Origin of the sequence: Kocuria rosea subsp. polaris (genome assembly GCF_001483755.1) — a bacterium.
Taxonomy (GTDB): Bacteria; Actinomycetota; Actinomycetes; order Actinomycetales; family Micrococcaceae; genus Kocuria; species Kocuria cellulosilytica.
In genome coordinates this window covers 23,565-44,509 of record NZ_LQBK01000007.1, presented here as the reverse complement: position 1 = coordinate 44,509, position 20,945 = coordinate 23,565, and the positions used below count along the sequence as shown (strand labels likewise).

The 20,945-nt window shown below is 74.7% G+C and carries 15 protein-coding genes; 8 read left to right on the top strand and 7 right to left on the bottom strand.

Annotation, left to right across the window (positions count from 1 at the left end; translation table 11 throughout):
• Window positions 1-26 precede the first annotated feature (26 nt).
• Both hemW and lepA read right to left on the bottom strand, forming a co-directional pair.
• Window positions 27-1,271, bottom strand: coding sequence for a radical SAM family heme chaperone HemW (hemW, locus tag AVL61_RS06735; protein WP_058873594.1), 1,245 nt, complete (start codon window positions 1,269-1,271; stop codon window positions 27-29).
• The gene (gene lepA / locus AVL61_RS06730; protein WP_058873593.1) at window positions 1,271-3,127 is read right to left on the bottom strand and encodes a translation elongation factor 4; all 1,857 of its coding nucleotides are present in this window, start codon (window positions 3,125-3,127) and stop codon (window positions 1,271-1,273) included. Before lepA ends, hemW begins: the two co-directional genes overlap by 1 nt.
• A gap of 168 nt (window positions 3,128-3,295) precedes the next feature.
• On the opposite strand from lepA, the gene AVL61_RS06725 reads away from it, so the two are divergent.
• Together AVL61_RS06725 and rpsT are read left to right on the top strand one after the other, a co-directional pair.
• Window positions 3,296-3,865: a type II toxin-antitoxin system PemK/MazF family toxin gene (locus AVL61_RS06725; RefSeq protein WP_058873592.1), complete on the top strand. Its 570-nt coding sequence runs from the start codon at window positions 3,296-3,298 to the stop codon at window positions 3,863-3,865.
• Window positions 3,866-4,068: 203 nt separating this feature from the next.
• On the top strand, window positions 4,069-4,329 hold the full coding sequence (gene rpsT, locus AVL61_RS06720) for a 30S ribosomal protein S20 (RefSeq protein ID WP_058873591.1): 261 nt from the start codon (window positions 4,069-4,071) through the stop codon (window positions 4,327-4,329).
• Between the two features lie 97 nt (window positions 4,330-4,426).
• Here the strand turns inward: rpsT and holA are convergent, their stop codons facing one another.
• A complete protein-coding gene (holA, locus tag AVL61_RS06715; protein ID WP_058873590.1) occupies window positions 4,427-5,428 on the bottom strand; it encodes a DNA polymerase III subunit delta in 1,002 nt (333 codons plus the stop codon).
• A gap of 214 nt (window positions 5,429-5,642) precedes the next feature.
• Here holA and AVL61_RS06710 point away from each other — a divergent pair, with 214 nt between their 5' ends.
• Both AVL61_RS06710 and AVL61_RS06705 read left to right on the top strand, forming a co-directional pair.
• Complete coding sequence (locus AVL61_RS06710) at window positions 5,643-5,930, top strand: hypothetical protein (RefSeq protein ID WP_058873589.1); 288 nt, start codon at window positions 5,643-5,645, stop codon at window positions 5,928-5,930.
• Window positions 5,931-6,036: 106 nt separating this feature from the next.
• Window positions 6,037-8,751, top strand: a complete 2,715-nt coding sequence (locus tag AVL61_RS06705) for a cation-translocating P-type ATPase (protein ID WP_058873588.1) — start codon at window positions 6,037-6,039, stop codon at window positions 8,749-8,751.
• A gap of 26 nt (window positions 8,752-8,777) precedes the next feature.
• Here AVL61_RS06705 and AVL61_RS06700 read toward each other — a convergent pair whose 3' ends face one another.
• The 3 genes from AVL61_RS06700 to leuS form a co-directional block, all read right to left on the bottom strand.
• On the bottom strand, window positions 8,778-11,354 hold the full coding sequence (locus tag AVL61_RS06700; RefSeq protein ID WP_058873587.1) for a ComEC/Rec2 family competence protein: 2,577 nt from the start codon (window positions 11,352-11,354) through the stop codon (window positions 8,778-8,780).
• Window positions 11,351-12,325 carry a ComEA family DNA-binding protein gene (locus AVL61_RS18135; RefSeq protein WP_058873586.1) on the bottom strand — a complete coding sequence of 325 codons (975 nt, stop codon included), beginning with the start codon at window positions 12,323-12,325 and terminating at the stop codon, window positions 11,351-11,353. The genes AVL61_RS06700 and AVL61_RS18135 overlap by 4 nt, the downstream gene beginning before the upstream one ends.
• A 420-nt stretch (window positions 12,326-12,745) precedes the next feature.
• Window positions 12,746-15,238 (bottom strand): leucine--tRNA ligase, encoded by a 2,493-nt coding sequence (leuS, locus tag AVL61_RS06690; RefSeq protein WP_058873585.1) that lies wholly within the window; start codon window positions 15,236-15,238, stop codon window positions 12,746-12,748.
• 221 nt (window positions 15,239-15,459) lie between these two features.
• Here leuS and AVL61_RS06685 point away from each other — a divergent pair, with 221 nt between their 5' ends.
• The 4 genes from AVL61_RS06685 (at window position 15,460) to AVL61_RS06670 (ending at window position 19,083) form a co-directional block, all read left to right on the top strand.
• Complete coding sequence (locus AVL61_RS06685) at window positions 15,460-16,599, top strand: alpha/beta fold hydrolase (protein WP_058873584.1); 1,140 nt, start codon at window positions 15,460-15,462, stop codon at window positions 16,597-16,599.
• Window positions 16,596-17,714, top strand: a complete 1,119-nt coding sequence (locus tag AVL61_RS06680) for a glycosyltransferase (RefSeq protein ID WP_058873583.1) — start codon at window positions 16,596-16,598, stop codon at window positions 17,712-17,714. Before AVL61_RS06685 ends, AVL61_RS06680 begins: the two co-directional genes overlap by 4 nt.
• 275 nt (window positions 17,715-17,989) lie before the next feature.
• Complete coding sequence (locus AVL61_RS18705) at window positions 17,990-18,301, top strand: zinc-binding dehydrogenase (protein ID WP_058873582.1); 312 nt, start codon at window positions 17,990-17,992, stop codon at window positions 18,299-18,301.
• Between the two features lie 329 nt (window positions 18,302-18,630).
• Window positions 18,631-19,083: a hypothetical protein gene (locus AVL61_RS06670; RefSeq protein ID WP_058873581.1), complete on the top strand. Its 453-nt coding sequence runs from the start codon at window positions 18,631-18,633 to the stop codon at window positions 19,081-19,083.
• A 571-nt stretch (window positions 19,084-19,654) separates the two neighbouring features.
• Here AVL61_RS06670 and AVL61_RS06665 read toward each other — a convergent pair.
• A complete protein-coding gene (locus tag AVL61_RS06665) occupies window positions 19,655-20,944 on the bottom strand; it encodes an MFS transporter (RefSeq protein ID WP_231738310.1) in 1,290 nt (429 codons plus the stop codon).
• Window position 20,945 lies beyond the last annotated feature (1 nt).

Here is a 20,945-nt window from a genome sequence, read left to right as displayed (position 1 = left end):
CCGGCGGCGAAAGGGAGCCGCGCCGCTCAGGCGAGCAGCCGCCGCACCACGGCGTCGCCCAGGAGCCGGCCCCGCAGGGTCAGCACCACCGAGCCGCGCAGCGCCGCCGCGGGCTCCACGAGACCGTCGGCGATCAGCCCGGCGACCGCGCCGCGCCCGCTCCCGGTCAGGGCGGCCGTGGGCAGACCGTCGCGGATCCGGGCCTCCAGCATCACGCGCTCGAGGTGCCGGGTCCCGGCGTCGAGGATCTCGCGCCCGGCCGCGGGCGACTGCCGCGCGCGCACCCGGTTGGTGTAGGGCACGGGGTGCTTGAGGTTCCACCAGCGCGTCCCGCCCACGTGCGAGTGCGCACCGGGGCCGATGCCCCACCAGTCCTGGTTGCGCCAGTACGCGAGGTTGTGCCGGCTGCGGTGGGCTCCGGGGTCCGCGCCGCCGGCGGGGCGGGCCCAGTTGCTCACCTCGTACCACTCGAAGCCGGCGTCCCCGAGGATCCGGTCCGCGAGCTCGTACTTGTCGGCCTGGTCGTCCTCGTCGATGGGCGGGACCTCCCCGCGCCGCATCCGCGCTGCGAGCTTCGTGCCGTCCTCGATGATCAGCGAGTACGCGGAGACGTGGTCCGGCTCATAGCCCACCGCCGTGCGCACCGAGTGCTCCCAGTCGGCCAAGGACTCCCCGGGGGTGCCGTAGATGAGGTCCACACTGACGCCCAGGCCCGCCTCGCGTGCCCAGCGGACGGCGCGGGGCACGTTCTCCGGGTCGTGCGTGCGGTCCAGGACGGCGAGCACGTGGGGAACGGCCGACTGCATCCCGAAGGACACCCGGGTCACCCCGGCCGCCGCGAGCACCGCGAGGGACTCCGGCGTCACGGAGTCCGGGTTGGCCTCGGTGGTCACCTCCGCGCCCTCGGCGAGCCCGAAGCTCTCCCGGGCCTGCGCCAGGACCGCCGCGAGGTCCTCGGCGGGCAGCAGCGTGGGGGTCCCGCCGCCGAAGAACACGCTGTGCAGCGGGCGGGGGGCGGCCCCGGAGTCCGCCAGCACCCGGCGCGCCCAGCGGACCTCCGCCGCGGCGTCGCCGGCGTAGGCGTCCTGGGACACCCCGGCGCCGAGCTCCACGGCCGTGTAGGTGTTGAAGTCGCAGTACCCGCACCGGACCGCGCAGAACGGCACGTGCACGTAGAGGCTGAGCGTGCGCTCGGCGGAGCCCTCCGCGGCGGAGGCCGGCAGCAGACCGTCGAGCGGGCCGGGCAGGCCCTCCGGCTGTGCGGGGGCCACTACTTCTTCTTGTCCTTCGCCCCGGCCTCGTCGGAGGACAGCGCCGCGACGAACGCCTCCTGGGGGACCTCCACACGGCCCACCATCTTCATCCGCTTCTTGCCCTCCTTCTGCTTCTCGAGCAGCTTGCGCTTGCGCGAGATGTCGCCGCCGTAGCACTTGGAGAGCACGTCCTTGCGGATCGCGCGGATGTTCTCGCGGGCGATCACCCGGGAGCCGATGGCCGCCTGGATGGGGACCTCGAACTGCTGGCGCGGGATGAGCTCGCGCAGCTTGCCGGTCATCATCACCCCGTAGGCGTACGCCTTGTCCCGGTGGGTGATGGCGCTGAAGGCGTCCACCGGCTCACCCTGCAGGAGGATGTCCACCTTGACGAGGTCGGCGGCCTCCTCGCCCTCGGCCTTCCAGTCCAGGGACGCGTAGCCCTTGGTGCGCGACTTCAGCTGGTCGAAGAAGTCGAAGACGATCTCGGCGAGGGGCAGCCGGTAGCGCAGCTCCACCCGGTCCTCGGAGAGGTAGTCCATGCCCTTGAGCTGGCCGCGCTTGGACTGGCACAGCTCCATGATCGCGCCGATGAACTCGGAGGGCGCCAGCACCGTCGCGGCGACCATGGGCTCGCGGATCTCGGCGATCTTCCCCTCGGGGAACTCGGACGGGTTCGTGACCACGCGCTCGGAGCGGTCCTCGAGGGTGACGTTGTAGCTCACGGAGGGCGCCGTGGAGATCAGGTCGAGGTCGAACTCCCGCTCCAGCCGGTCCCGGGTGATCTCCAGGTGGAGCAGGCCCAGGAACCCGCAGCGGAACCCGAAGCCCAGGGCCGCGGAGTTCTCGGGCTCGTAGACCAGGGCGGCGTCGTTGAGCTGGAGCTTGTCGAGGGCGTCGCGCAGCACCGGGTAGTCGGAGCCGTCGATGGGGAAGAGCCCGGAGAAGACCATCGGCTTGGGGTCCTCGTAGCCGCCCAGGTTCTCGGCCGCCGGCCGCTGGTGGTTGGTCACGGTGTCGCCCACCCGGGACTGGCGGACGTCCTTGACGCCGGTGATGAGATAGCCCACCTCGCCCACGCCGAGCCCCTCGGTGGGCTTCGGCTCCGGCGAGATGACCCCGATCTCCAGCAGCTCGTGCTGGGCGCCGGTGGACATCATCCGGATCCGCTCGCGCGGAGTCAGCTTGCCGTCGACCACGCGGATGTAGGTGACCACGCCGCGGTAGGTGTCGTAGACGGAGTCGAAGATCATGGCCCGCGACGGCGCGTCGGCCCGGCCCTCCGGGGGCGGGACCTCCCGGACGATCCGGTCCAGCAGCGCCTCCACGCCCTCGCCGGTCTTCCCCGAGACCCGCAGCACGTCGTCCGGGTCCACGCCGATGAGGTTGCCCAGCTCCTGGGCGTACTTCTCCGGCTGGGCCGCGGGCAGGTCGATCTTGTTCAGCACCGGGATGATCGTGAGGTCGTTCTCCATGGCCAGGTAGAGGTTGGCCAGGGTCTGCGCCTCGATGCCCTGGGCGGCGTCCACCAGCAGCAGGGCCCCCTCGCACGCGGCCAGGGACCGGGAGACCTCATAGGTGAAGTCCACGTGGCCCGGGGTGTCGATCATGTTCAGGGCGTAGTCCGTGCCCGCCACGTTCCACGGCATCCGCACGGCCTGGGACTTGATGGTGATCCCGCGCTCGCGCTCGATGTCCATCCGGTCCAGGTACTGGGCCTTCATCTCCCGGGGCGTCACCACGCCGGTGGCCTGCAGCATCCGGTCCGCGAGCGTGGACTTCCCGTGGTCGATGTGGGCGATGATGCAGAAGTTGCGGAGGATCGACGGGTCGGTCGAGGCGGGAACCGGGGCATTGACGGCCAGCGGTGACACGGGCGGTCCTTTCTCCGGGAGATCGTCGCTTCCGGCAGGTCCTGGGGCTACCGGCGGGTGGATCGCGCCGGGGATTCAACTGTCCAGTTTCCCACGTTCGGTCATGGAGAGCCATTTCGCCCCGTGGGAGCCCGACGACGCCGGGCGCCCGCTGGCTAGAGTGGGCGCATGAAGCTGAACCTCGGCACCCTGGCCCGGCTCGCCGCCCGCGCTGTGGACGCCTACCGGCGCTCCGGCGGTCGCGGTCCGGAGCGCCGCCGGCCCGGCGGACGCGCCGCCTCCACCTCGCCGCGGCCCACCGTGCCGTCCCGGACCGGCGACACCCGCACCGAGGGGCTCTCCCGCCCCTACCCCGGGGACTGGACGGGCCCCGTCCGGCCCGTCTACCGCCCGCTGTCCGACGGCGAGGCCGATCCCGGGGAGATCGTGTGGACCTGGGTGCCCTTCGAGGAGGACCACCGCCGCGGCAAGGACCGCCCGGTGCTCGTCGTGGACCGGGCCGGGGACCACCTGCTGTGCCTGATGCTCACCTCCCAGGACCGCAACAACGGGCTGGAGCAGGACCCCGCCTACGTGGACGTGGGGACGGGCCCGTGGGACCCCCGGGGCCGGCCGTCCGAGGTCAAGCTCGACCGTGTGGTCCAGGTGCTGCCCGCGGACGTCCGGCGGGAGGGCGCGGTCCTGCCCGAGCACCTCTTCGACCGGGTGGCCGGACGGCTGCACCGCCTGCGCGGCTGAGCGCGCCGTTCCGCGGAGTGCCGCGTGTCGCCGCCGCCCGGCGGCGGGGCGCGGTCTGCTAGACTTTTCTGCTGTGTGTCCGCGCTGGTCGTCGGGCACTGCAGGGCGGTCGCCACACGGGCGTCCCCACTCCCACTCAGTCACATGACGGTCCTGTTTGCCCTCACTGACCGAATTCCGCACCCATCGCCAAGGAGTTATACGTGGCCAACATCAAGTCCCAGAAGAAGCGCAACCTCACCAACGAGAAGGCGCGTCTGCGCAACAACGCGTACAAGTCCGAGCTGAAGACGCTGGTCCGCCGCGTCGACGAGGCCGTCGGCGCCTCCGACAAGGAGACCGCCCAGGACGCCCTGCGCGTCGTCTCCCGCAAGCTCGACAAGGCCGTCAGCAAGGGCGTCCTGCACAAGAACAACGCGGCCAACAAGAAGTCCGGTCTGGCCAAGCTGGTCGCCAAGATCTGATCCCGGTTCCCCGCGAGCCGCGACCGCCGCACCGGCGGTCCGCACGGAGGCCCCGTTCCGCTCAGGGACGGGGCCTCCGTCGTGCGCGCTCCGCGGCTCAGTGCCGCCCGGACAGGGCGATCGTCGTGATGGCCCGCTCCACCGCGTAGGCCGGGTCCCGCCCCTCGCCCTTGACCTGCGCGTCGGCCTCGGCCAGCGCCCGCAGCGCCCGCACGAGGTCCTCCTCGGAGAAGCGCCGGGACTCCTCCTGCGCCCGCTCCACCTGCCACGGGGCCGCCCCGATGCGCTGGGCGAGCTGACCCGCGCCGCCGCGGGTCCCGTGCACCTGGGCGATCGTGCGCAGCTTCGCCGCCAGGGCCCCGACCATCGGGACGGGGTCCACCCCGGTGTCGAGAGCCTGGCGCCACAGCTTGAGGGCGCTCTCGGCGCGTCCGGCGAGGGCGGCGTCCGCGACCTTGAACGCGGTGGCCTCCACGCGCCCGCCATAGTACTTCTCGACGTCGTCGAAGCTGATGCTCTCGGGCCCGTCGGAGAGCAGCTGGGCGCACGCGGCGGCCAGCTCCGCCGTGCTGCTGCCCACGGCCGCGGCCAGGGCACGGGCGGCGTCCGGGTCGATGCGGCGCCGGTGGGTGCGGAACTCGGTGACGATGAAGTCGGTCTTGTCGCGGTCGTTCTTGAGGGGCTTGCACTCCACGACGGCGGCGCCGGCGGCCTTGAGGGCGTCGAGGAGCTTCTTGCCGCGGTTGCCGCCGCTGTGCTCCCACAGCACGACGACGTCCGGGTCGGGTGCCTGGACGTAGGCGAGGCCGTCGGCGAGGCAGTCGTCGTTCATGGCCGCGAGGTTGCTGACGTGGATGAGCTTGGCGTCGTCGAACAGGGAGGGGCTGGCGAGCGCGGCGAGCTGCCCGGGGGCGTAGGCGGCGGCGTCGACGGTGGAGAGCTCGACGGGTCCGCGCTGTTCCTTGAGGACGGTGCGGACCCGGTCGCGGGCGCGGGCGGCGAGGTAGTCCTCGGGGCCGGTGAGCAGGATGAGCGGGGTGGGCTCGACGTCGCGCCAGGTGGGTCCGGCGGTGGGTGCGGGGCGCCTCGGTGGGGTCATGGCCGCGTCCTCCTGTGTGGCGGCCGGTCCGGGCCGCGTGCTGGGGTGGGGTGGGTCCCAGCTTCCCACGTCCGGGCGACATCCGGTGGCGCGGTGGTCCCGGCAGGGCGGTTCGGGGACTCGCCGGCGCCGGAGGACGGTGGAACCGGCCGCCGGCCTGCTGTACCGTCGGCAACGGCATGCGTGATCCCCGTCACCCCTCGAAGGACGACCCATGACCGTGCTCCCCCGCTTCGCCGTCCCGGCCCTCGTCCTGGGCGTCCTGGGCATGACCGCCTCCCCCGAGGCGGCCGACGGGACCGGCCCCGGTGCGGTGTCCGTCACTGGGTCCGACGCGGTGTCCGTCGCCGAGTCCGACATGGTGTCCGTCGGGGGGCCCGTCGCCGAGGGTGGGCCCGCCGTCGCGTCCGGCGCTCCGGGCTACGCCGTGGCCGGAGCGGGCGTGCTGGCCGTGATCGGCTCCGGCGTCGTCGCCCGGCGCCGCGGCGGCGGTCTCCCCTGACACCCCGCACCGGCGGGTCCTCGCGGCCCGGGCCCCGGAGGAGGACGGCTCGGGCGCCCGGTCGCCGGCGCTAGTCTGGGGGCACTGTCGAGCGATCGAGGCCTTCGTGAGTTCTTCCTGGCACACCCGTCCCGCAGCGGCCGTCACGGCACATCTCGACGTGGACCCGGCGCAGGGACTGTCGAGCGAGCACGTCGCCGAGCGAGCCCGGCGGCACGGCCCCAACGTGCTGGCCGAGGCCGCCGGGGTGCCGGTCTGGCGCAAGGTCCTGGGCCTCCTCTCGGACCGGATGACCATCGTGCTGCTGGTCGCGGCGCTCGTCTCCGCGCTGGTGTCCCAGGAGTGGAAGACGCCGGTGGTGATCCTGCTCGTGGTCGGCTTCAACACGGTGCTCAACTACGTCCAGCAGGCGCGGGCCGAGTCCTCCTTGGCGGCCCTGCGCACGATGTCCGTGGTCACCGCGCGGGTGCGCCGGGACGGGCGCGAGGTGGAGGTGGACCAGGCCGAGCTGGTGCCCGGGGACATCGTGCTGCTCGAGGCCGGGGACCTGGTCCCCGCCGACGCCCGGGTGCTCGAGGCGGCCCAGCTGCAGGTCGCCGAGGCGGCTCTGACCGGGGAGTCCCAGCCGGTGGACAAGAACCCCGCTGTGGTCCCCGATCCGGACGTGCCGCTCGGAGACCGGTCCAACCTGGTCTTCATGGGCACCGAGGTCACCCGCGGGCGCGGCGTCGCCGTGGTCACCGGCACCGGCACGACCACGCAGATGGGATCGATCGCCGGGATGCTCGAGACCGCCGGCGAGGCCCGGACCCCGCTGAAGCGCCGGATCGACCGGCTGGCCCGGCTGCTGACGCTCGTCGCCTTCGTGGTCGTCGGCGTCGTCGTCGTCCTCGGCCTGGTCCGCGGGCAGCCCTGGACGGAGCTCATGCTGACGGCCGTGTCCCTGGCCGTGGCCACCATGCCCGAGGGGCTTCCCGCGGTCGTCGCCTTCACCCTCGCGATGGGCGCCCACCGGCTGGCCCGGCGCGGGGTGATCGTCAAGCAGCTGTCGGCGGTGGAGACCCTCGGGTCCACCACGCACATCGCCACGGACAAGACCGGGACCCTCACCCTCAACGAGATGACGGTGCGGAGGCTGATCCTGGACGGCTCCGCGTACCGCGTCACCGGTGAGGGCTACTCCACGGAGGGGCGCATCGTCGGTCCCGACGACGTCCGGGCCCGGCCCTCGTCCGAGATCTACCTCGCCATGGCGCTGTGCAACAACGCCACCGTGCGCGACGGGCAGGCGATGGGCGATCCCACGGAGGGCGCGCTGGCCGTGCTGGCCCGCAAGGGCGGCGTGGACGTGGAGGGGGCACGCCAGGAGCACCCGCGCGTGGCGGAGGTGCCCTTCGACTCCGCCTACAAGTTCCACGCCACCTTCCACGAGCGGACCGTCGTCCCCGGGACCACCGCGGCCGCCGGGTACCAGATGTTCGTCAAGGGCGCTCCGGGCGTGCTGCTGGAGCTGGCCGACTCCGTGCTCACCGCCGAGGGCCCCCGGCCCCTCACCGCCGAGGACCCCGCCCGCATTCTGGCCGGCGTCGACGAGCTGGCCGGGCAGGGGCTGCGCACCCTGCTGATCGCCGGCGGCCGCCTGGACCGCGGCGGACCGGGCGCGGGTCCGCTGCCCGACGACGGGGCGCAGCTGCGGGGCCTCGTGACGGGCCTGACCCTGTACGGTCTCGTGGGCATCATGGACCCGCCGCGGCCGGAGGCCGCCGACGCCATCGCCGCGGCCCACGGTGCGGGCATCGCCGTGCACATGATCACCGGCGACCACCTCCGCACCGCCTCGGCCATCGCCCGGTCCCTCGGGATCCCGGCACGGGCCGTCTCCGGAGCGGACCTCGACGCGATGGACGACTCCGAGCTGGCCGACCGCGCGTCCGGCTACGGGGTGCTGGCCCGGGTCGCCCCCGAGCACAAGATCCGCTTCGTGAAGGCCCTGCAGCGGAGCGGGCAGGTGGTGGCGATGACCGGGGACGGGGTCAACGACGCCCCGGCCCTGAAGCAGGCCGACATCGGCATCGCCATGGGCGTCACCGGCACCGACGTGGCCAAGGGCGCCGCCCGGATGATCCTCACCGACGACAACTTCGCCACCATCGTGGCCGCTGTCGAGGGCGGACGCGGCATCTACGACAACATCCTCAAGTTCGTGCGCTTCCAGCTCTCCACGACCTGGGGGTTCGTCATGATCTTCCTGATCTGCGGGGTGACCGGGCTCGCCGGCGGGGCGCCGTTCACGGCCCTGCAGATCCTGTGGGTGAACATCATCATGGACGGTCCCCCCGCCCTGGCCCTGGGGGTGGACCCCGCCGATCCCGAGGTGATGCGCCGGCCCCCGCGCCCGCCCGGGGAGGCCCTGCTGAACCGGGGACGGGTGGCGCGCATCCTCCTGGCCGCGACCGTGATGACCGCGGGCACCCTGTCCGTGCTGCTGCTGGTCGACACGTGGTTCCCCGGCATCTCCGCGGCCGCGGCCACGGCCCTGGCGTTCACGACCTTCGTCTTCTTCCAGGTCTTCAACCTGCTCAACGTCCGCTCGGAGACCCGCACCGTGTTCAGCCGGCGCACGTTCACCAACCGGGCCGTCTGGGTGGCCCTCGTCGCGGTCGTGGTCCTGCAGGCCGCGGTGGTGCAGGTCCCGGTGCTGCAGGGCGTGTTCGACACCGCCGCGCTGACCGGCGCCCAGTGGCTCGTGGCCGTGACGATCGGTTCCACGGTCCTGTGGGCCGAGGAGCTGCGCAAGCTCGCCGGGCGGCCCCGGCGCTGAACGCCGGTGCCGCCCGGCGGGCACCGTCATCGCAGGGGCACGGCGAGCAGCCGCTGCTCCTGGTGCACGAGCGCCACACCGCCGTGCTCGTCGGTGCGCACGAGCGGGACGCCGCGGCTCCGGAGGTGGTCGAGGATCCGGGGGTGGGGGTGGCCGTAGTCGTTGCCGCGGCCGACGGAGACGACGGCCAGCCGGGGGTCGGCGGCGTCGATGATCGCGGTGCCGCCGTTGCGGGCGCCGTGGTGGGAGACCTTGAGGACGTCGACGTCGACCAGGGGGCCGGCGGTGCGCAGGAGGGCCCGGGCGCCCTCCTCCTCGAGGTCCCCGGCGAGCAGCCACGAGGTGGTCCTGCCGTCCTCGCCGGTGAGCTCGGCGCGCAGCACGAGGGAGGCGTTGTTCTCGTCGGAGGACGACGGCTCGCTCCAGCGCCCCGGCGCGGTGGGCCCGGGGGCGAGGACGGTCAGGCGCAGCCCGCCGAGCGTGCGGGTTTCCCCCGCGTGCGGGCGGTGGGCGGAGGTGCCGGGCAGGGTCCGGGTCAGCTCCTCCGGCGGCGCGGCGGCCGCCGTGGCGTACCAGACCTCGCCGATCCGGCCGTGCCGGGCCAGGGCGGGCAGGCCGCCGGTGTGGTCGGCGTGGGCGTGGCTGAGCACCACGAGGTCCAGATGTTCGACCCCGCTGCGGCGCAGGCACCGTGCGAGGGCCCGGGGGTCGGGTCCGGTGTCCACGAGGACGGCCCGGCCCGGCCCGGTGCGCAGGAGCACGGCATCGCCCTGGCCCACGTCGCACAGCACGGCCTCCCACGCCGGCGGCGGACGCCGGGCGTCCACGGCGGCGCGGACGGCGAGCAGCACGACGAGGAGCAGCACGGCCGCGGCGGCCGCCGTGCGCCGCCGGCGGCGCCGGCGGGCCTGCGCCCGCCACCGCTCCTCCGGGACCGGGGCCGGGGCGAGGTCCGTGCGCAGGGTCCCGGCGGACGGTGCGGGACGTCGGCGGCGCACGTCGAGGGCGTGCACGGCGACCAGTGCCGCGGAGCTCGCCAGGACCATCAGGAGCACACCGGGCAGGCCTGCGGGCCAGGGGGCCAGCGCCCCGGGGGCACCCGCGAGCGCCCGGGCGGTCCCGGCGAGCAGGCGCGTCCCGGCCGCGCCCACCCCCAGGGGCAGCACGGCCGCCGCGGCTCCCGCAGGGTCGGGCAGGTTCAGCAGGAGCAGGCCGGCGAGCCCGCACACGGTCACCACCGGCACCAGCGGGGCGGCGAGCACGTTGGCCGGCAGGGAGTACACGGGCACGGCGGGTTGCAGGAGCACCAGCACCGGCGCGCACCACAGCTGGGCGGCCGCCGGGATCGCGACCGCCACGGCGAGCACGTCCGGGACGCGGGTGCCCAGCCACCGGGTCAGGGGGCGTCCGCTGACCACGATGCCCGCGGTCGCCAGCACGGACAGGACGAAGCCGTACTCGGCGGCGAGCGCGGGCCGGACGACGACGAGGGCGGTCACGGCGCCCGAGAGCGTGGCCAGGGACACGGCCGTGCGCCCCGTGAGGAGACTGAGCGCGGCGAGCCCGCCCATCACGGCGGCGCGCAGCACGGACGGATCGGGGCCGACGAGGAGCACGAACGCCGCCAGGGCGCCGAGCCCGGCCGTCAGGCAGGTGCGCCGTCCGGCGCCGAGGGACAGGGCGGCGTGCCCGGCCAGTGCCGTGACGAGGGCGCAGTTGGCGCCGGAGACGGCCGTCAGGTGGGTGAGCCCGGTGTCCCGCATGGCCTGCTCGAGCTCCGGGCCGATCCCGGAGCGCTCGCCGAAGGTCATCCCGGGGAGCAGTCCCGCGGCGTCGGGGCCGAGGCCGGCGGTGGCGAGCACGAAGCGCTCCCGGACCTGCTCGCGCGGGCCGGGCCGGGCCTCCGGGAGGTCGGCGGGCGGCGCGGCGGCGCGCAGCACCGGAGGGCCGGAGGACGGCGGGCCGGCGGTGAGCACCGCGGTGATCCGCCGGCCCGGGGCCAGGGCGGCCCACGCGGGTCCGTCCGCGAAGACGGTGGCCGTGACGTCCACGGGCCCGCCGCGGCCCCCGTGGACGACGTGCTCCAGGCGCAGCTCGAGGACCACGCCGGTGCGGTCCTCGTCCCCGTGGGCGGCCCCGGCGGCGGGAGCGGCCCACCGGCGGGGCGGTTCGGCCACCTCGGCGGTGACGGCCAGCGTCCCGCCCCCGGCGAGCGCTTCCCCCAGCGGGCCGGAGGAGGTGTCCTGGCCGGCGGCTGTGCTGCTCAGGAGCACGGCCGTGACGGCGAGGGCGCTCAGGGCCACGGCCGACCACGGCACGGCCCGCCGCACCCCGGCGGCGGGCCGCCCGGGCGGGGCGTGCTCGCGCCGGAGGAGGAGTGCCACGGCGCGGACCAGGACGGGGCCGAGCAGCAGCGCCGCCAGGTACAGCGCCCCGCCGGCCGCGGCCCGTTCCGAGGGCAGGTGGAGGGCGAGCAGTCCCGTGAGCCAGGCACCGAGGGCCGCGGGGACGAGCCGCAGGTCCCAGGTGCGTCCCGGGGCACGGGCGTCGCGGTGCTCCTGGTGCTCCAGGGCCCGAGCCCACCAGGCGGCGGGATGCTTCACACGGTCACCAGCGGGCCGAGGGCCTCCATCAGGGTGGGACCGATCCCCGGCACGGCGTCGAGGTCGGCGACGGCGGCGAAACCGCCGTGCTGCTGGCGGAACTCCACGATCCGTGCAGCCAGCACCGGGCCGACCCGCGGCAGGGACTCCAGCTCCGCCGCGGTCGCCGTGTTGAGGTCCAGCGTCCCGGACGGGTTAGGGACGCCCGCCCCCGCGGGCCCGGGCGGCGCTGCGGGGTTCGCGGGGACCGGGGCGGGAGCGGCCGGGCGTCCGGTGCCCGGGGCGGGAGCGGTGTCGCGGTCCGGGACGAGCACCTGCTGACCGTCCGTGACGGGGGCGGCCAGGTTCACGGTGTCCGTCACCGCGGCGTCCGTGAGGCCTCCGGCGGCCTCGACCGCGTCGACGACCCGCGCCCCGGCCGCGACGGACACGACGCCGGGGCGGGCCACCTCCCCGGTCACGTGGACGACCAGCACCGATCCTGCCGAGGGCGTCGGCACGGTGGGCGGTCCGGCCGGGTCCGCCCCGGGCCCGGTCCCCGCGCCGGCCCCACCGCCGGGGTCCGCACCGGGGTCCGCGCCGGCAGCATGACCCTGCCCCGGCTCCTGCCCGGCTCCCTGCTCGCCGGCGGGCTCCGCAGCGCCGTCCAGCTCGGCCTCGGCGAGAACGGGACGGCCGGCGGTCTCCGGGACCTCGCCCGTGTCCTGCCCGGGCCCCAGGACGGTCCAGGAGAGCCAGGCGAGCGCGGCCAGGGCGAGCAGCAGCAGCGTGCCGGGGACCCGGGTCCTGGCCGCGACCTTCCGGCGGTGGCCGGGAACCGGCCTCGGCGGCGGACCCGCGTCCGGGTCCTGGGCTGCGGGGCGGGAGCCGGCATCGGCCAGGAGCGCCGCCAGCCGCTCCCCCGGCGGCGGGTTCCCGGGGGCCGCACGGTCGACGGCCGACGGGGCGGGCGCCGAGGGGGCATCGGGCACGGGCGGGGCCCCGGGCACAGTGCCGGGCAGGGTCCCGGACGCAGTGCCGGGCAGGGTCCCGGACGCAGGCGGGGTCGAGGCCGTGGGCGGGACGGAGGTCACAGGCGGGACGGAGGTCGCCCGCCGTCGGGCGCTCGGCGCGGTACCGGTCATGTCCCCAGCTCATCCCGGCCGGGCCCACCGGGGGCCCGCCCGAGGCCCGGCTGGGGACGCGCACGGGCCCGGAGGGCGCCTGTGGAGCCGGAACACCGGCCCCGGGACCCAGGAACCGCTCCGGGCACCGGGACGGGCCCGCACGAGCCGGGGCGGGCCCTCAGAGGCCGGACCTGGCCCTCAGGGGCCGGTCCGGAGAGTCAGGGCCCGCACCGCGACACCGGTGCCGGACGGGGCGTCGTCGTGCTCCCCGGCCGGGGCCCCGGCTCAGGCCACGATGTTGACGAGCTTGGGCGCGCGGACGATGACCTTGCGGATCTCGGCGTCGCCCAGCTGGCGGCGGATCGTCTCCGAGCCCAGGGCCAGCTCGCGCAGGGCGTCCTCACCGATGTCGGCGGGCACCTCGAGCCGGTCCCGGACCTTGCCCTTGATCTGCACCACGGCGGTGACGGTGTCGTCCACCAGCAGCTCCGGGTCGACCTCGGGCCAGCCGGCGACGACGACGGAGCCCTCGTGGCCCAGCGCGTGCCACATGTCCTCGGCCGTGTACGGGGCGACCAGCGACAGCAGCACCGCGACGGCCTCCGTGGCCTCGCGCACGGCCGGGTCCGCGGGCCCGCAGCCGGAGTCGATGGCCTTGCGCACCACGTTGACCAGCTCCATGGTCTTGGCGATCACCACGTTGAACTTCGAGGCGTCGAGCAGCTGGGCGGCGTCGTCGACGGCCCGGTGGGTCGCCCGCCGCACGGAGGGGTCCCCGGCCGCCGGGTCGGTCCCCGGGGCGGAGGCCACGTCCTGGGCCAGCCGCCAGGCCCGGGCCAGGAACTTCTGCGCGCCCTGCGGGGAGACGTCGGCCCAGTCCACGTCGTCCTCGGGCGGGGAGGCGAAGACCATGGTCAGGCGCACGGCGTCGACGCCGAAGCGGTCGAGCTGCTCGCCCAGGTCCACGCCGTTGCCCAGGGACTTGGACATCGCCCGGCCCCCGTTGAGCACCTGGCCCTGGTTCAGCAGCGCCTTGAACGGCTCGGTGAAGTCCACCAGCCCCAGGTCGAAGAGCACCTTGGTGAAGAACCGGGAGTAGAGCAGGTGCAGGATCGCGTGCTCCACCCCGCCCACGTACTGGTCCACGGGCAGCCACTTGCGGGCCTCCTCGAGGTCGAACGCGGCGTTCTCGTCGTTCGGGGAGGCGAAGCGCAGGTAGTACCAGGAGGAGTCCACGAAGGTGTCCATGGTGTCGGTGTCCCGCAGGGCGGGAGCGCCGCAGGAGGGGCACTCGACGTGCACCCAGGACTCGGCGGCCGCGAGCGGGGACCGGCCCTTGGGCGCGAGCTGCTCGCCGCGCAGGTCGTCGGGCAGCCGCACGGGCAGCTGGTCCTCGGGCACCGGCACCTCGCCGCAGGCCCCGCAGTGCACGATGGGGATGGGCGCCCCCCAGAAGCGCTGGCGGGACAGCAGCCAGTCGCGCAGCCGGAAGTTGACCTGGCGGTTGCCCGTCCCGGCGGCCTCGACCAGGCCGATGGCGCGCTCGACGGCCTCGGTCTTCTCCAGCCCGGACAGCTCGCCCGAGTTGATCAGGGTGCCCTCGCCCGTGGTGGCGATCCCGGTCTCGGCGGGGTCCTCCTCCCCCGTGTCCAGCACCGCGCGCACGGGCAAGCCGAAGGTGCGGGCGAAGTCGAGGTCGCGCTGGTCGTGGGCGGGCACGGCCATGATCGCGCCGGTGCCGTAGTCGGCCAGCACGTAGTCCGCCGCCCACACGGGCAGCTTCTCGCCGTTGAGCGGGTTGACCGCGTGGCGGCCCAGGAACACCCCGGTCTTCTGCCGGTCGGTGGCCTGGCGCTCGATGTCGGACAGGGCCTTGACCTGCTCGCGGTAGGCGGCCAGCTCCGCGGCGTGCTCGGGGGCGACGATCTCCCCGGCCAGCTCCGCGTCCGCGGCGACCACGAAGAACGTGGCGCCGTAGAGGGTGTCGGGGCGGGTCGTGAACACGGTCACCTCGCGGTCCGTCCCGTTCTCGCCGGCGCCCTCGACGGCGAAGCGCACGTGGGCGCCCTCGGAGCGACCGATCCAGTTGCGCTGCATGGCCAGCACCCGTTCGGGCCAGTGCCCCTCGAGCGCGGCCATGTCCTCGAGCAGCCGGTCGGCGTAGTCGGTGATCTTGAAGTACCACTGGTTCAGGGCCTTCTTGGTCACCGGGGTGTGGCAGCGCTCGCACGCCCCGTTGACGACCTGCTCGTTGGCGAGCACCGTCTGGTCCTTGGGGCACCAGTTGACCGGCGAGTTCTTCCGGTACGCGAGTCCCTTGGCGTGGAACTGCAGGAACAGCCACTGGGTCCACCGGTAGTACTCGGGATCGGAGGTGTGGATCTCCCGGGACCAGTCGGCGCTGATCGCGTAGCGCTGGAAGGAGGCCTTCTGGGTCTCGATGTTGGCGTAGGTCCACTCCGCCGGGTGCGCGTCGCGCTTGATCGCGGCGTTCTCCGCGGGCAGCCCGAAGGAGTCCCAGCCGATCGGGTGCAGCACGTCGTAGCCGCGCTGGCGCCAGTACCGGGCCACCACGTCGCCCATCGCGAACGCCTCCGCGTGCCCCATGTGCAGGTCGCCCGAGGGGTACGGGAACATGTCGAGGACGTAGCGGCGCTCCCGCGAGCCGTCGTCGACGGGCGCGTACACCTGCTGCTCCGCCCAGAACGACGGCCACGTCGCCTCGATGGCGCGGAAGTCGTACCCGGTGCTCTCGGTCGTGTGCTGCTGTTCGGTCACGGTCCTCGCCTTCGCGGTGGTGGACCGCCGCCGGCCTCGGAGCGGGCGGCGCGCGGTCGCGTGGGCGTCACCCGGGCATCACGGATGCCCGGCGGTGCGCCGACGGTGGTGGAATCCGTCCCATCCTAGCCCAGGGCCGCCCGGCGCCCCGGCCCGCAGCCGCTAGCATCGACAGCGGGCCGGGACGCACCGGGCGTCCGGCGGACCCGCAGGGAGGAACCATGACGGCAGCGGCCGGCGCACGGCACGGCGCCCCGGACGGCGGCGGGCGCACCGGCAACGCCCCGCACGCGGAGGTCCCCGGCAGCGCGGTGCGCAACCCCTCGGCCGAGCGGCGCAGCATGGTCCTGGACGGGCACAAAGTGCGCTACTGGTTCTACGACGTGGACCCGGACCCGAAGCCGCTGATCGTGCTGGTCCACGGGTTCCGCGGCGACCACCACGGCCTGCAGCTGATCGCGGACCGGCTGCGCGGGCGCTACCACGTCGTCGTCCCCGACCTGCCCGGCTTCGGCCGCTCCGAGCCCTTCCCCGACCGCCCCCACGACATCGCCGGGTACGCGCAGTTCCTGCGCGGCTTCGTCGAGACCCTCACCGACGGCGCGGTGCACGACGGCGCCCGGCACGGCGTCGCCGTCCTGGGCCACTCCTTCGGCTCCGTGGTCGCCGCGCACTTCGCCGCCGCCCACCCGGCGATGGTCGAGCGGCTGGCGCTCGTCAACCCGATCTGCGAGCCCGCCCTCGAGGGCGGACCGGCGCTGCTGAGCCGGCTGACGGCGGCGTACTACCGGCTGGGCCGGGCGCTGCCCCGGCGGCTGGGCCACCGGCTGCTCTCCAGCTGGCTCGTGACGGACGCGATGAGCGGGGTCATGACCACGTCGCGGGATCCCCGGGTGCGGAGCTACGTGCGCCATCAGCACCGGGCGTACTTCTCGGCCTTCGCGGACCGGGACGTGCTGCTGGAGGCCTACGAGGCCTCGGTCTCGCACACGGTCGCGGAGGTCGCGATGCAGCTGTCCATGCCGACCCTGCTCGTCGTGGGCGCGCAGGACGAGCTGGGCTCTGTCGCGGCGCAGCGGACGATGGCGTCCTGGATCCCCCGGCACCGCCTCGAGGTCCTCGAGGGCGTGGGCCACCTCATCCACTACGAGGCCCCCGGGCGCACCGCCGAACTGGTCCACGACTTCCTCTCCGCCCCCGCCCCGGACCCGGTCCCCGCGCCGGAGGGCGAACCGCCCGCGCTGCACGCGCAGGCACCGCCCGCCGAGGCCCCGGACACCGCCCCGTTCACCGGGCTGCAGCGCATCGTGCGCCGCGCACCCCGCGGACGCCGAGGACAGCAGGGAGGACGTCGCCGGTGAGGCTGCTCCTGGACGCCCGCTACACCCGACTCGAGCGCCACGACGGGATCAGCCGCTACGGGGCGAGCCTGGCCGAGGCCGTGGCAGGACTCGCCGCCGACACTCCCGGACTGGAGGTGGCGCTGCTCGTCAGCGACCCCCGCCAGCTCGCCATGCTGCCGGACCTCCCGCACGTCACCGGTCCCTCCCCGGTCTCGGCCGCCGAGGCCGCCACGGCGCTGGTGCTCAACCGGTACGCGCCCGACGTCGTGTTCTCCCCCATGCAGACCATGGGCTCCGCGGGCCGCCGGCACGGGCTGGTCCTCACCGTGCACGACCTCATCTACTACGACCACCCCCAGCCGCCCGCGGACCTGCCCGCCGCCGTGCGCGCGGCCTGGCGGCTCTACCACCGGGCCTGGTGGCCCCAGCGGGTCCTGCTGGACCGCGCCGACGCCGTGGTGACCGTCTCGCACACCACCCGCGAGCTCATCGCCGCCCACCGGCTCACCCGCCGGCCCGTGCACGTGGTGCCCAACGCCCCTCAGCCCGGCTCCGTGCTCGCCGCCGGGGCCGCCCTCGAGCGGCTGCCCCGGCGCGGGCGGAAGCTGCTGTACATGGGTTCCTTCCTGCCCTACAAGAACGTGGAGACGCTGCTGCGGGCGGCCGGGCGGCTCCCGGAGCACGAGCTGCACCTGCTCTCGCGGATCTCCCCCGCCCGCCGGGCCCAGCTGGAGGCCCTGGTCCCCGAGGGAGCGCGGGTCGTCTTCCACGACGGGGTGGACGAGGACGAGTACGCGGACCTGCTCGCCGAGGCCGCCGCCCTGGTGCACGCCTCGCGGGCCGAGGGCTACGGGCTGCCGCTCGTGGAGGCGCTCGCGGCGGGCACCCCCGTGGTGTGCAGCGACCTGCCGATCTTCCGGGAGGTCGCCGGGGACGCCGCCGCCTACGCCGCGCCCGACGACGACGCCGGGTTCGCCGCCGCCGTGCGCGCGCTCGAGGACCCGGTTCGCGCCCGCACGCTGGTCCTCGCCGGGCTCGACCGGGCGCGGGCCTACTCGTGGGAGGCTTCGGCCCGGGAGCTGCTGGCCGTTGCCCGCGGGGTGCACGAGCGGCGCTCCCACCGGCCCGCCTGAGCTGGTCCTGCCTGGCCGGCGAGCGCACCATGGGATTCCGGTGGCCGCGCTCTCTGCGGCGGCGAGGGCTCGTGGTGCGCCTCGGCGCCCCCGGGGCGGGCCCGGTCGGGGTGTCCCGGCCTGCCCGTCGGGGTCGGGTCAGGCATCGCTCCCTACCCCGTGCGGAGCAGTCCGGTGTTCTCCTGCCCCAGCACCGACCGCGTCGGACCCGTCGACCGGGACTGCCCCCGGGTGCACGCGACTCGTGCTGTGCGTCGGCGCGTAGACAGGGGGGCGTGCTCGTCACCTGCGCCAACCCCGGTGGCCCCGCCGCAACGCTGCTCCTGATCGGCCGGGCGGCCGGGCGCCGCCTGCTCCCGGGCGGCAGGAGGATCCGTCTGTACGGCACGACGTCGTGGCGGCTGGACCGCCGCCCGCCGCCGGCGGCCTGGGCCACCCTCTACGAGCTGCTCGAGGCCGGGCGCATCCGCCCGGTGATCGCCGACCGCCTCCCGCTGCCCGAGGCGGCCCGGGCGCACACGATGCTGGAGAGCGGGGACGTCGTGGGCACCCTGGTACTCCTCGCCCCCGCCCCGGATACGGCATGATCCGGGGCCGTCGGTACAGGCACATCCCGCGGAAGGACAGCACGGTCTCTGTGCGTGGGTTGGTGGGACGTGGACCGGTGGAGGAACGCACCTGACGATGACCCGGGTTCGGGTCTCTCGTCAACGGTGAAGAACGGCCGGCAGTGCTCCCCACCGAGGTGTTGGAGGGCCGAGGATGCCCTCCTCGTCACAGTGACGGCTGCGGTGGTGCACGTTCGAGGCCCGTGGTGGAATGCGTCTCACCGGACGTCGACTGCGACGCCCGATGTGGGGGACCTCCGCAGGCGTCCGTCGATGACCAGGCAGGGGGCGAACAGGAGGACACTGTCATGGGCGTTGGGGCAGACCGAGACCGCCGCGCTGGTGCCGCACGCCGGCGCTCCGACCGGGGCCGGGACACCGGCGGAGGGTGGGCCCTGGCCACCCGGGCGGTGGGGATCTATTTCGCCGGCTCCGCGGCGCTGAACGCGGTGTACACCGTGCGCCGCTCCCACCGGTTGATGAGCTGGTTCCACGACAGTGCCTGGTTGCCGCCCTATCGGTCGGTGCTGGGCGCGATGGAACCGGTTGCCCCGGTCGTCGTCACCGCCACCGTCGTGTTCGAGGCCGTTGTGGGCTATCAGCTGCTGCGTCTGCGCCGGATCTCCGGGGCCCTGCGCTGGGCACAGGCTTGGGTGCTGGGCCTCGTGCCGGCTCTGCCCTGGCCCTACTGGGTTCCCAACGCGATCTCGGCGGTGGCGTTCGAGGCCGTCCGCCGCGGCGCTCGCGCTTCGGTGTCCTGAAAGCGTGGATGTCGCACGAGTGATCACCGCCGATGGTGCTCCACGCAGCGGGCGTCGGAATCCCCAGCTCGCGAGACCGGAGGGCACGGGATCGAAGTCTGCGGGCCACAGTCCGAGCTCCGCTGTCCTGGCGCGGGCTGCCGGCCGGCATCGACATCGCCGCACGACTTCTCTCCGCTTCTCTCCGCGCGACGTCCGCTGCTGTCGCTGCCACCCGTGGGAGACGCGACGATCACCAGGATTGGCGTGCGGACGGCCGTCGCGTCACGGACCGTGCCGTCCACGGCGGGGGCACTATGCTGGCGTCCCACACCGGCCGGTCCGGCGTCCGGGGGCCGGCACCGGCCGCGTCTGCTGCGGAGGTGGACCATGACACGTGCTTCGGAGGGCGCGGGGCCACCGCACGGGTCCGGCAGGTCCGCTGCGTCCGGGCCGCAGGGCTGGGCGGGCGCCCATCCGGTCGTCGGGTACCTGCTGCTGGCCTACGCGTTCTCTATGGAGAGGTGCGCGACGGTTGGTGAGCGGTACTTCGGCCAGCGGATGAACGATCGCGCGGGGGCGGCTTCATCGCTCAGCCGGTTCCTGGGGTGCGCTCGAGGCGGCGGTCGATCATGGAGGCTGTCACGGCCACGGCGATGAGGGTCGCGGCCAATGCCAAGGGCAGCGGTGCGGCGCCGGTGACGAGAACCCCGGCCAGAGCGGTACCGGCGGAGCCTGCGGTGATCTTGAGCGCGCCGATCCACACGAACACCTGGCCGCGGGCTTGGCGGGGGGCGTATTCGCTGCGGGCTGCCAGGGTGGCGGCGAAGAAGTAGGAGTTGAGGATACCGGCCACCGCGTAGGTGGCCAGGGCCAGGGTGAAAGTGTGGGCTAGGGTGGCGCCGATCAGGGCGCCGGCTACGGCCACGGCCAGCCAGGTCATCAGTCGGTCCGCGTCCGCGGTGAAGGGGCGCACCATCACCCCGGCGGATCCGGCGAGGCCTCCCAGCCCGTAGGCGGCGGTGAGGAGTCCGGCGGCGGCGGAGTCGATGCGCAGGTGCCCGGTGGAGGCGACCGCTGCGATGGGCAGTGCGGCCACGGACAGCGCGACGACCATCGTCAGATAGAGGGTGCGGCGCAGCGGACCGGAGGCCGCCATCATCCCCAGGGTGCGCCCGGGTGAGGGTACCTCGCCCGGGTGGGCGGCCGGTGGGGCATAGGGCAGCAGCCGCACGAAGGCTGCGGCCACGAAGACGGCAGCGGCGAGCATGAGCCCGGCGGCTGCGGGGTCGGCCCAGGCCGCGACGGCCGCGACGATGCTGGGGCCGATGGTTCCGGCGATGCCGTAGGTGGCCACGTCCCAGCCCTGGGCCCGGCGCTGACTGAGTCGGTCTTCTCCCGCGATGGCGGGCAGGCGGCTGCTGATGCCCCCGGTGAGCAGCGGCCCGACCAGCCCGGAGGCCACCAGCAGCAGCCCGGGCACGATCGGGCTGGTGAGCGGGTAGAGCAGCACGGCCGCAGCCAGGGTGGCGCCGTGGAGGAGGCAGGCGCCGGCGATGACGGTGCGCCCGTCGCGGGCGGTGTCCAGGCGGCGGGCGATGAACGGGCCCAGCAGGTGCGGGGCGGTGATGGCCGCCCCCAGCAGACCGGCCAGCCAGCCCGGGGCTCCGCTGGTGGTCACCAGCAGCACGATCGCCAGCACCGCTCCCCCGTCGGCGGTGCGGGCCAGGGTCGCCGCGGCCACGTAGCGGGGCAGGCCCCCGGAGACAGTTGCTGCCGGTGTGCCCGGCCGGCCGGTGGTGGGGCGCGGTCGGGCCTGCTGTGCGGGGGACGTCCCGGACCGAGGCTGTGGGACGGGCCCGGAGGCGGACGGGTGGTGCATG